The organism is Bacillus sp. SM2101, assembly GCF_018588585.1.
GTDB classification, from domain to species: domain Bacteria; phylum Bacillota; class Bacilli; order Bacillales; family SM2101; genus Nanhaiella; species Nanhaiella sioensis.
Genome location: NZ_JAEUFG010000051.1, coordinates 1 through 10,805, shown reverse-complemented (window position 1 = coordinate 10,805; position 10,805 = coordinate 1). Strand labels below are relative to the sequence as shown.

General features: G+C 30.4%; 13 protein-coding genes. 5 read left to right on the top strand and 8 right to left on the bottom strand.

Annotated elements, in window-relative coordinates:
* Positions 1 to 130: 130 nt before the first annotated feature.
* The 3 genes from JM172_RS23490 to JM172_RS23480 all read left to right on the top strand — a co-directional run bounded on the left by JM172_RS23490 (position 131) and on the right by JM172_RS23480 (position 2,776).
* Positions 131 to 331 carry a hypothetical protein gene (locus JM172_RS23490; RefSeq protein ID WP_214484811.1) on the top strand — a complete coding sequence of 67 codons (201 nt, stop codon included), beginning with the start codon at positions 131 to 133 and terminating at the stop codon, positions 329 to 331.
* A gap of 500 nt (positions 332 to 831) precedes the next feature.
* Positions 832 to 1,215 (top strand): DUF3888 domain-containing protein, encoded by a 384-nt coding sequence (locus JM172_RS23485; protein ID WP_214484810.1) that lies wholly within the window; start codon positions 832 to 834, stop codon positions 1,213 to 1,215.
* A gap of 556 nt (positions 1,216 to 1,771) precedes the next feature.
* Positions 1,772 to 2,776 (top strand): cytochrome D1 domain-containing protein, encoded by a 1,005-nt coding sequence (locus JM172_RS23480; RefSeq protein WP_214484809.1) that lies wholly within the window; start codon positions 1,772 to 1,774, stop codon positions 2,774 to 2,776.
* A 21-nt stretch (positions 2,777 to 2,797) separates the two neighbouring features.
* Here the strand turns inward: JM172_RS23480 and JM172_RS23475 are convergent, their stop codons facing one another.
* Positions 2,798 to 2,977 carry a hypothetical protein gene (locus JM172_RS23475; protein WP_214484808.1) on the bottom strand — a complete coding sequence of 60 codons (180 nt, stop codon included), beginning with the start codon at positions 2,975 to 2,977 and terminating at the stop codon, positions 2,798 to 2,800.
* Between the two features lie 14 nt (positions 2,978 to 2,991).
* On the bottom strand, positions 2,992 to 3,486 hold the full coding sequence (locus tag JM172_RS23470; RefSeq protein ID WP_214484807.1) for a hypothetical protein: 495 nt from the start codon (positions 3,484 to 3,486) through the stop codon (positions 2,992 to 2,994).
* Between the two features lie 316 nt (positions 3,487 to 3,802).
* Here JM172_RS23470 and JM172_RS23465 point away from each other — a divergent pair, with 316 nt between their 5' ends.
* The gene (locus JM172_RS23465) at positions 3,803 to 4,102 is read left to right on the top strand and encodes a hypothetical protein (protein ID WP_214484806.1); all 300 of its coding nucleotides are present in this window, start codon (positions 3,803 to 3,805) and stop codon (positions 4,100 to 4,102) included.
* Between the two features lie 710 nt (positions 4,103 to 4,812).
* Here JM172_RS23465 and lepB read toward each other — a convergent pair.
* From lepB to JM172_RS23440, 5 genes are all read right to left on the bottom strand, one after another.
* Positions 4,813 to 5,346 (bottom strand): signal peptidase I, encoded by a 534-nt coding sequence (gene lepB / locus JM172_RS23460; protein WP_214484805.1) that lies wholly within the window; start codon positions 5,344 to 5,346, stop codon positions 4,813 to 4,815.
* Between the two features lie 648 nt (positions 5,347 to 5,994).
* A complete protein-coding gene (locus tag JM172_RS23455) occupies positions 5,995 to 6,705 on the bottom strand; it encodes a hypothetical protein (RefSeq protein ID WP_214484804.1) in 711 nt (236 codons plus the stop codon).
* Positions 6,677 to 7,555, bottom strand: coding sequence for an ATP-binding cassette domain-containing protein (locus JM172_RS23450; RefSeq protein WP_214484803.1), 879 nt, complete (start codon positions 7,553 to 7,555; stop codon positions 6,677 to 6,679). Before JM172_RS23450 ends, JM172_RS23455 begins: the two co-directional genes overlap by 29 nt.
* A gap of 18 nt (positions 7,556 to 7,573) precedes the next feature.
* Positions 7,574 to 8,968: a hypothetical protein gene (locus JM172_RS23445; protein ID WP_214484802.1), complete on the bottom strand. Its 1,395-nt coding sequence runs from the start codon at positions 8,966 to 8,968 to the stop codon at positions 7,574 to 7,576.
* 275 nt (positions 8,969 to 9,243) lie between these two features.
* Complete coding sequence (locus tag JM172_RS23440; RefSeq protein WP_214484801.1) at positions 9,244 to 9,627, bottom strand: hypothetical protein; 384 nt, start codon at positions 9,625 to 9,627, stop codon at positions 9,244 to 9,246.
* Positions 9,628 to 9,958: 331 nt separating this feature from the next.
* Here JM172_RS23440 and JM172_RS23435 point away from each other — a divergent pair, with 331 nt between their 5' ends.
* Positions 9,959 to 10,126: a YncE family protein gene (locus tag JM172_RS23435; protein ID WP_214484800.1), complete on the top strand. Its 168-nt coding sequence runs from the start codon at positions 9,959 to 9,961 to the stop codon at positions 10,124 to 10,126.
* 350 nt (positions 10,127 to 10,476) lie between these two features.
* On the opposite strand, the gene JM172_RS23430 is transcribed toward JM172_RS23435, so the two are convergent.
* Complete coding sequence (locus JM172_RS23430) at positions 10,477 to 10,713, bottom strand: phage holin family protein (protein ID WP_214484799.1); 237 nt, start codon at positions 10,711 to 10,713, stop codon at positions 10,477 to 10,479.
* Positions 10,714 to 10,805: the final 92 nt, after the last annotated feature.

The following is a 10,805-nucleotide window of genomic DNA, read 5'->3' as shown; positions in this document are numbered from 1 at the left end:
TTTTCTATGAAAACTCCTGAGGTACCAAGCCCAACAAAATTGTTATCAAGTGATAAATCTACTGTTTGAGCTGCTAAAAAAATCTTCATTACTTCTGGTCCCGGTGGCCCTTGCATTCCCATTGGTCCCGGTGGCCCTTGAGATCCCTGTTTCCCTGGAGAGGCAAGAAAACGACAATACACAATATGATGTGTTTATCGATATTGAAATTTATAAAAAAAATGAAAATGGACTCAAGAGTTGGTATAAAGATACTTTAGAATATAGCGTTAATTTTGACCAGGGACTTAAATTTGAGTTGAAAAATTATCAACAAAATGGCTGGGATTAATAAACAAATGCTTATGTAAGGTATTCAATTAAAGGAAACAATTGTTGCATAACAGTTAATTTTACCCCAACCTAAAATAGGAAGGGGTATGAGTGTATAAAGTATTAAAATGTAACATTTCCTTATTGCGGTGATGACAATTTCGTAGGTACAACTCCTTAATTGACACATTTTCTATTATGTTTCATATAACTACTTTAGCCCTCATAACAAGAGTCTTGGTACTTAGACCATGTAACAGCGTTTAAGTGCAAGAAAAGAAATAAGAAAAGTATATACTTTACGGAACCCTGTTTTCTGGTATACATTCTTCTTCAGGCTTCATTTCCACCAGGTTAAAGGTAGCCGGGATATCCTTAACTACATTCTTGCCCCATATTGTCGAAGACTCGAGCCCCTTTTCGAATATTAATAAATGACAAAAAGATTAACTCAAAAGAAGAGAAAATTAAAGCTACATGGGGAAAATAAGGTAAAAATAATCGAGGGTGATATGACTTATGAAAAAAAGCCTTTTAATATTAATTACCTTCTTAACTCTATTCTCTCCCGTCCAAGCTGAAACCGTAACTGAAAATGATGTACAGTTGCGTGATAACGTGATTCACATTTTGCTTTATCCCTTAATTGCAAAGGAATTGGAGAAGCAGTATGGCAAACCCCAACAATTTATGTGCCATAAAATTATCAGAATTGAAAAGCTACCCACAGGCACTTATATATTTAATGTTACTGTGCAGCTAATAACATTTGAAGGTGCTCACAGTCCTCCCAATGATTTAGTGACAATCACTCTTAGTAATGAAAAAACCCTAGAGTGGAATACTATTGATTTCAAACGAAAAAGATTAAAGCCAAATGAAATACCACCTAAATGCGATTGAAATAAGGTGTTTAATTAGTCCTACTGACGGACCTATATGTAATCCTATATGTTAGGTAGTCCTTTCCTACTGGAACCGAACCACCATTCCTCATTATGAGAAGTACGGTGGCATCTCTTATATTGCCCTCACTTCTTAGTACATTTCAAGTGAGGGACCTTTAATCAATAATTGATATTTTTGCTATTATGTTTCATTAATTTTATAATCTAATATTTTGCTATATAATAAATGATAAAGATTCTATAACATAAAAAATACATGTTTGGAACGATTAATATTGGAAATCTTAGCATATATTGTATTTCCTGTACTTTCGGTGATACCTGTGATCATCATTTACTTGATAGGAGAGTTTTTCAGAAAGAAACGATCCGTTTAAGCTAAGCTTCTTCATGTGAACGCCCTCCATTCTTGGGGCGTTTTTTGCTTTAGTAACCACAATGCTTATTATGTTTCATAAAATTTTCTGGAAAGAGTGTTTATTTTATTCTCATGATTCACCATTCATCATAAAATAATTATTACTTAATCTTTCAAAAAAGGAGTTTATTATATGCCCATTGCGTATGTTACTAATTTTTCAAGTGGCTCCGTTTCTGTCATTGATACCAAAACTCATTCCGTTATTGCTACAACTCAAGTTGGTTCACTTCCTATATCACTTGCGTTTACTCCTGATGAAAAACTTGCTTACATTGTAAGAAACAGTGGATTTGTCTCTGTCATTGATACCAAAACCCATTCTGTTATTACTACGATTCAAGTTGGAGCAACTCCTGAGTCGGCTAAATTTAGTCCTGATGGAAAGCTTGCTTACATTAATAATAATGCTGATGCTACCCTTTCCATTATTGATGTCAAAACTCATTCCGTTATTGCAACTGTTCCAGTTGGAGTTGATCAAGCATTTTTTTTCGCATTAACTCCTGATGGAAAACTTGCTTATGTGAATACTGATGAAGATGAGACTGTTACCGTTATTGACACTAAAACTCATTCCGTTATTGCCACTATTCAAGTTGGTGAAGATTCAGAATTTCTTGCATTTACTCCTGATGGAAAACTTGCTTATGTTGGTAATGAAGGTGATAACAATATTTCTGTCATTGATGTCAAAACTCATTCTGTTATTGCTACTATTCAAGTTGGAGATGAGCCAGATTTTGTTACATTTACTCCTGATGGTAAGATTGCTTTTGTTATAAGTGAAGAAGATCCCCTTACTGTTATTGATACTAAAACTCATTCCGTTATTGCCACTATTCAAGTTGGTGACGATTCAGAATTTCTTGCATTTACTCCAGATGGAAAACTTGCTTATGTTGGTAATACTCAAGATAACAATATCTCTGTCATTGATGTTAAAACTCATTCTGTTATTGCTACTGTTCAAGTTGGTTTATTTCCTAATTCGCTTGCATTTACTCCTGATGGAAAACTTGCTTACATTGTAAATGGTAACAACACGGTCTCTGTCATTGATGTCAAAACTCATTCTGTTATTGCTACTGTTTCAGTCGAGTTAAACCCTTTCTTTGTTGCTATTACTTCTAGTTAACACAATTACTCTTGAGTTTCCTTATTTCCTTAAAGCTTTCCTTATCACTTGAAGAATGTCTGCTCTTATAAACACTTCATTTTCCTCATAGTCTATTTTGTAGCTAACATCGGCATAATTATCTTCAACAAACTGCTTGATATTTTCTGTCTTGATAGAACCCTGCTTTACCCCGTTAACGTAAATTGAGTAATTCTTCATTTAAGCCAATCCCCCTAATCCACAACATGCAATAAAGTTCCACGTGCTACTTCATCTTCTTCGTAGGTTCGGTTGTATTCATTAACATCGAAAAGCCCGTTTCCCATTGCCATGTCATATAAATCGGATAGAATCGCTGTTGCTGATGGTTCGTCTACCCATAAATCTCCATGTTCACTTTGATATGGGCTTTCTACAATAGCCTTGAGTATAGCTTCAAATTGATAAGGATTATCTTCTAATGCATCCTTGAGGTTTTTTATGTAATGTAGTTTTTTTGCTGGTACTTCTACCCTTGTGAGGTACTCTTCTGCTTTTTTAAGAGCTTCTTTTTTAGTAGGTGCTTCCGCCATATTAAATGGAGCATTTTCATCTTTTATAAAATAGTCTTTTCCGTCTTGGCCTTGAACTGTTGAAAAATAAGCACTATGAAACTCTTTTGAGCCTTCATTTACTAGAAGAGTCATGTATTTACAACCTACATCACCTGTATACTTAACTCTGTTCATCTGAATCACTCCTATTTTTTTGTAACCACAATAATTCATGAGGTTCCATAAATAAAAATTTTGCACTTGGTCATTTATCAGTTGCATCTTCAAGCAATTTTCATTTATTAATAATAACTAATTCGTTAAAAGGACTGAAAAAACTATGAGTAATTGCACTTGTAAAAATGAGAAAGCTATAGAGTCATTTAAAGATCAGTCATTGATAGACTTAACTTTATTTTCCAACAATATGTTTCTGCCCCAGTCTGTATTGACTTTGCCTCCTATATTCACAAAAAACGGTAATAACATACATCTAAATTCTATTGTTACTTTGGAAATCACTGCTGATAGTTCGTCCAGCCCCATAGCTATTGACATAGATTATATCCTCCAAAGAATTACCAATAATGGAACACCAATAAATTTAGCTACAATTCGATTGCAAAGAGAGTTCACCAACGAAGCGAATAACTTAATAAATACTATAACCCCTAACCTTACTTGGGTTGATTATCCAGGTACTGGTATGCAAACCTATCGAATTTTCATTCAAGATGCTGGGCCATGTGCTGCTGTCGATACCATTCGTGCTCAAACTCGTGCTTTAAATGCGTTAGTTATTAAGTACTAATAACTAGTAAACAAAATACAAAATAAGTCTTATAAATAAAAATCAGGCACGAATTCATCTACATGGTCTTAGCTAATTCTTATATGCCGTGTTGGCTGCTTATCCTACTTATAAAACTTTAAAAATCCCCCTCATAAACGGAGATGGGATTTTATCATTTTTTACTATAATGGAAGCACGCTAATTAAGCCTGTTAAATTCACTCAAATTTAACCTAACAAATAATTAATCAAAAAAACTAGTTATTCCACAATATAGCCCTTTTCTGGAATAAGAAAAAATCCCGCTAACCTTTCAACAGGATTTTTGATCAATCTTTTTTATAAGTTATCGAACTTTTTTACAAATAAAACTTGGTTTTAAAGCTACACATATTAGCCATATCCTTTTAATTTTTTGCTTTTTTATTTTAGGTCTTGAAAAAACTTCAACCAAAGGGGCAAAGCTTCGCATCTTTTTTATAAACATCGTGACTTTATTTCAAATCTACAATAAAAAGGGGTACCTCGTACCCCCTTTTTTGCTTGTGTTTACTAAACCTTAGTACCATTTAACATTTTAAGCATACTATTTTATAGGATCTCCAGTTATTATATGCCAATGAAGGTGCTTAGAATCTTGGTAATTACCTAAGCAAGTCCTATTGAGTACAAAAATAAATACCTTAAGAAAATTGTCTAGTTAGGTGTTGACAGTTCAAAATACCAATATTATTTTGGTAAACCTATTTCATTTAGCGGAGAATAACGGAACTTTACTTCTCCAACCAAATCCTTTTCTGAAATAAAACCGAAATTTCTACTATCTATACTATTTTTACGATTATCTCCCAATACATATAACATACCTTTTGGAACAGTTACTTTTAAATCTTCTGTTAGTGTATTTCCTCTAGTATGTATACCGTTATGTGCTGTTAAGTATGGTTCTTCAAAAATATCCCCGTTAATGTATAAAAAATCATCTTTTATTTCTACTGTATCTCCTGGAAGACCAATAATTCTTTTTATATAATAAGTATTTTCATTTGAAGTTGGAGAGTTAAATACAATCATATCAAAATGTTGTAGTTTACTTATTTTAGAAACTATTACTTTGTCTTTATTTTTAAATGTAGGAGACATGGAATCCCCCTCAACTTTTATTGGTTCAAATATGTATTGTCGGCAAACGATGACTATAACCAATACCAACAAAATAGTTTTTATCCAGGACCAAGCTTCTTTTTCAGTACTTACTTTCACCTATATCATCCCCTAAATTAATTGACTACATAAATGTCACTTGCATTATACACTCATACGTGCAGATAGATGTACACTGAATAGAAACATATTTTTTAAAATAGTCTAAACACTGAAATAACTGAGGTGTATGTTTGGTACGAAGGGAAGCAATAGGGCTTCCAATGGGGGCTTATCCTGCAATTAAATCTATCATATTTTTTTAGTTATGCAGTTTTACAACTTCATTTAACTATCCTAAATATTTGCATTCAATTTCTATAATTCACTTCCTATGATGATGTAGCAATATGACTGCTCATTTGAACGTTTTCAAGAGAGCTAACTTCAAGTATAGTAATTCCTTACTGTCTGTGTTGTAAGTTCCATCAAGATCTTATTCATTCAAAAAAACTCACCTATGCTGTTTACTTTGTTAGATAGAAAGATTTACTTCCAAATCATCATAAACAAATTTTATTCCTTACCTACCAATCAATTTTTTAGTCCTTGACTTAAGCATTGGACTGACACTGTATCTATAATTAATTGCAAAATAAAAGAACTTACACCTTACGGTAAATTCTTATACTTTAACTAACCAATACAGCATTTTATTTTGAATAGCACACCGTTTTTCGATGATGTTTTTTTTGTTTTTAAACTTGCTTACTTTATAATCCTATTTTTACAAGACAGATATATAAAAGTAACAGTTAATAAAATCAAAATGATCCTGTTTAAAAAATAGTACTCTGGAGAAATAATATAGTAGAAATTATTTGAATGTGCTCCGATAGAAAATATATAAAATAATCTTCCACCTGATAATAAATCTCCACTAAAATAAGTCAGAGTAATTAATAAACCAAAATAATTGTTCTTCGTTAATGATGTCATGCATAATAAAAAAGAAGAGAGAAATAATATATTAGGTATGAATCTTAAACTTAGCAATAAATTTGTAGTATCTAGAAAAGAAATATTACGATAATAAAAAACTCCTGAAATAAATGTTCCAATACAAAAGACAATTGTATAAATAAGATAGCGCTTCAACATCACATAATTAAATTTATTTTTATTCAAAAACATTAAATATTTATATGCACTGTCTTTATAATCATTATAAAATACAATAAATATTATAAATGAAGATAATAATGGTATAGTATAATCAAATAAATTATCAATACTTATTAGCTTATATTGATTTTTGATAGAGATAAGATAATCTGAAGTAACCGGATTAAATACGGAAAATATAAGAATTAGGGTAATAATACAGAAGGTTAATTTAATTTTCAAACCATTTGTATCATATATTTTAAAGTAATGATCTGCTAGAGCTTTATCTTTTTTGAAAATAAATGTAAGCATTCTCCAATGATATCTCCTTTTCTCGATTATTTTCTATATCTATGTCTAACCCTTCGGTGTTAATGTAGCGTACTTTGATTTTATCAGAATTAATTCTTTGTTGTTCGATAATAGTGAAACTATTTTTAATTTCAAAAAACTCTTTAATCGAGAGTTCAATAGTACGTATATTTGGTATACTTTCTGCTAATATTTCATCTATTGTGCCATTATAACTTATATGCTTGTCTTTCAATATTAAAAGCTTTTTACTAAATAGCTCTACATCTTCAATAATATGAGATGAAATAATTGTGATTGCATTATCACTTATTTCTGATAGATAATTCCTAAATTCTACTCGTTGTTCAGGATCTAACCCTACTGTAGGTTCATCAATAATGATTAGTTTAGGCTTTCCCAGTACTGCTTGGGCAATACCAAGCCTTCTTTTATATCCACCGGAATAACTTTTAACTTTCTTATTAATTATAGGGCCTAAATTGAATTTTTCTACTACCTCTTTTATTTCTTTATTTTTATCTCTATTATTTAAATATTTGGAATCATATACATATGACAGAAAATCATAGCCTGTAATATTATCGTAAATTTTGAATTCCTGAGGTAAATATCCAACTAAATTAATAGGGTATTCTTTTGTATCTACTAAATTTATTCCATTTAAGGTTATTTTTCCGTATTTTGGTTTTTTTAATCCTGTTAATAGATTTATTAAAGTTGTTTTACCGGTACCGTTATTGCCTAATAATGCAAAAATGCCATTATCACATGTAAATGATACATTATTTAATATGTTTTTATTTCCATATGAAAAGGATATGTTTTCTACTGTCAATTTGTTTGTCATTTCGGTTATTCCCCTTTTCTATAATTCTAAATAATTTACCAGTAGTGTATCATCATTCAATTGAAAGTATTTATAGTAAACTGGCCAGATACCTACTATAATGCGATTGTAATTTTTATTTTGTATTTGTGCTATCTCAGCATCAGAATACTCTTTACTCGATAATTGTTCACTTATATTATTCAAATGTTCATTAAAACGATCAAAGTTATAACTTATGGGAATAATATACTCTACTCCATATTTATTAACTTTTTTATATTGTCCTGCAAAAAAAGATATACTTCCTGTTTTACCTTGGTAAAGGTCTGAACTTATTTCAGTTAAATTAGAAAATAAAGATACTTGAGTGTTAGTTTTAATAGAAAATTCACTTATTTCTTGCTTTGAATTTTTAGGGTACCAATAAAAAATATTTCCGGGTAAGTTAATTGCATTTTTTGTAACATAAAAACTAGGAACCCCTAGATCATTATTTACAAAAATTGTACCTTCATACTTTATACTTAATGTTACTCTTTCTCCTTTTTTATGAGGAGTATGTACTACTAATTTATTGTTAGTAAATGAGTAATCAATTGGTGAATTATTCATCTTTATTTCTTTAATCTTGAATACTTGATCTAACAATAAAACTATTTCATCTATATCATTTTCTATTTTTATATTCATTAACATGTCGTTTTTAATTTTTTCAGAAAAATCAATATTCATATTATAAGATGTTATTAAATATAAATCATCATTCACAGTTGGATACTCAAGAGTAAAGGTTTGTTCAGAGTTTATTAAATATTTTGTAGTTACAACAACTGAAATGATACAGCTTAGTGATAGACATAAATATATGAACCGTCTTTTGGTATTATGAAATAATCCAACTAGAATTATAAACATTAGAATAAGTAATACAATAAATATCTTATCTAATATATATTGAAGATTAAATACTAATCCTAATAAATTATTAGTCATAACTCTAAGATTGTCATCATATATATTTAACATTTTTTGAATTGCTTTATTGTCTAAAGTTAAAGAACGCCAAATAAAAAAACTATAAATAAAGATAGAAATTAGTGCTGACCACTCATTTTTAATAATACTCCCTATAGTGGTTCCTATTGCAGCTGCAAGTAAATTTGTTAATATCCATATTATTAAAAAATGTAGAATTCCTACTGTAGTCATATTAGAGTCAATAGAACTATTCTTGAAGATCATAATAAATAATATTGGAATAATAGAAATGACAATGCTTAAAAAAGTAGACGCTAATAGTACAATTGATTGTTTTTTTATAATATTTCTTTCAAGGAAATTATGTATTTCTGAATTTTTGTTCATTGTAATCGTTGGAGCAATTAAGAAAAATAGATTAATGATGATAAAACCGTAATAAAAAAATTTCACAAAGTTAAATATTGAAATGTCTAGTGTGTTCTTTGTAAATAATAATAAAAAAAATAAGAATATAATTGAAAAGGTGAATAGCGGGTTTTTGATTAACACTTTTAAATAATATACAGATGATTTTAGCATAATAATGTGTGAAGTAAGTGCTTATAAAAGCTATTACTAACTCCTTTCTAGATTCATTATAAAATAGCTAACACTACTAGAGAAAGAAAGTCTCTAATAGTGTTAATTAAAAAACCTAACTCTATTATTTTCTGATTATACTAGTATCAGTCGGTAACATGCAGATCTGCACTAGCTGTTGAAGTATCACCCAACCAACGAACATAGTAAGACTGCCCGTCACCAGCACTATTTGTCGATACGGCAGTAAAAGAAGAAGTCGCTGAATTTGGATTTGTCAGGTTTGTTAAAGTTGCTACTGAACTATCTGGAAACCATTTAACTATTTTCATGGCATGTGCATCACCTGATCCTTTTGTAGCTGTACCTTTTAGGTATCTTGTTCCAGAACCTAAACTATAGTCACCTGAATCTGCGCTTGTACCAGTAAGGCTCTGGGTAGGTATAAAAGTTGCAGCACCTGCAGAAACAGAGGTAGATAGTATTAATCCAGATATACCTAAAGCTAGTAAATTTTTCTTCAATGACATTCAAACCACTCCCTTAAATTAGATGTTTTTTCTGTAACAATAGTATAATTTATTCAATTAATATATGTATACCTATATTAATTGAATAAATTACCTATTAATTACCACAAAACTAGTTTACTATTTTTCCCTTTTTCGGTCAATGATTTTATTGTAAAAATTTGTTCATTAATGTAAAAAAATATAAATATATGCAAATTTATGGTGTGTGATGTTCATATATTTATATTTTATTAGAGATAGATCTACTACATTAAAGTAGAATCAAAAGCTACTGTGGTTTGGGGATGCCTAAATAATGTATTCGATCTAGTAATTGCTATTTCTCCCGATGAGATTAGCTTATGTTGCAAATGATTCAAGTAACGATGTAACAGTCATTGATACAAAAACACAAAATATCATTGATACTGTTTCATTACCAACCTGTGTAGATTTTCCAGTTGGAATGGCAATTAACTCTTATGGAAATTATGTATATATCAGTGAAGGTAACTAACACAGATAGAATAAAACACATAGTGTGATAGCGACGTGTCTTTTGGAGTCGATACGAGGGATATAACAATCACCCCTGACTAATCGAATTGAATAAGAGACTTCTTATAACCACTATTATGTGAACTAGAAAATGATGGTTGGTGATGTCATATATCGACAATTAAGTGTTTTGCAACTATTTATCACCTCCGTTGCTTTTATCTCTCATTTGTTCGAATACAGCTATAAAGCATGCAGAGAAAGGCACACCGAGCTTTGATAAATTTTCTATTATCCTTCAGTACCGATTAAGAACATCAATATGGCATTTCTCATAAAGCTTGATTCATTACCAGTTATAATTTCTACTTAAATACCCGCGAAGATTAATGACAGCATCCTTGCTTTTTTTAGTAGTCCTTTAAAAGCCGATTTTGAAGATGTAGTCTTATCTCCAACGCTTGCTGCAGTTCCAACCCAATAATCTACTATCATCAATAAAGCTACAGTCTTTAGAAAATTAATTACTATTCCCATTAAAAAAGTGAGACTTGCAAAAGCTCCACCAGTGACGAATGTATATAAAGTATCTGTATTTTGTTTCATATTTTTCCCCTTTCCAAACGAGTAGAGGGAAAATAAGGACATTATTTTCGCCCCTCTCACAACACCGTACGTGAGTCTGTCTAACAATTATG

Excerpts from the sequence above, each read along its gene's own strand:
- JM172_RS23485 (WP_214484810.1), top strand. The coding sequence starts at position 832 with ATGAAAAAAAGCCTTTTAATATTAATTACCTTCTTAACTCTATTCTCT.
- JM172_RS23480 (WP_214484809.1), top strand. The coding sequence starts at position 1,772 with ATGCCCATTGCGTATGTTACTAATTTTTCAAGTGGCTCCGTTTCTGTC.
- JM172_RS23475 (WP_214484808.1), bottom strand. The coding sequence starts at position 2,977 with ATGAAGAATTACTCAATTTACGTTAACGGGGTAAAGCAGGGTTCTATC.
- JM172_RS23470 (WP_214484807.1), bottom strand. The coding sequence starts at position 3,486 with ATGAACAGAGTTAAGTATACAGGTGATGTAGGTTGTAAATACATGACT.
- JM172_RS23455 (WP_214484804.1), bottom strand. The coding sequence starts at position 6,705 with ATGCTTACATTTATTTTCAAAAAAGATAAAGCTCTAGCAGATCATTAC.
- JM172_RS23450 (WP_214484803.1), bottom strand. The coding sequence starts at position 7,555 with ATGACAAACAAATTGACAGTAGAAAACATATCCTTTTCATATGGAAAT.
- JM172_RS23440 (WP_214484801.1), bottom strand. The coding sequence starts at position 9,627 with ATGTCATTGAAGAAAAATTTACTAGCTTTAGGTATATCTGGATTAATA.
- JM172_RS23435 (WP_214484800.1), top strand. The coding sequence starts at position 9,959 with ATGAGATTAGCTTATGTTGCAAATGATTCAAGTAACGATGTAACAGTC.
- JM172_RS23430 (WP_214484799.1), bottom strand. The coding sequence starts at position 10,713 with ATGAAACAAAATACAGATACTTTATATACATTCGTCACTGGTGGAGCT.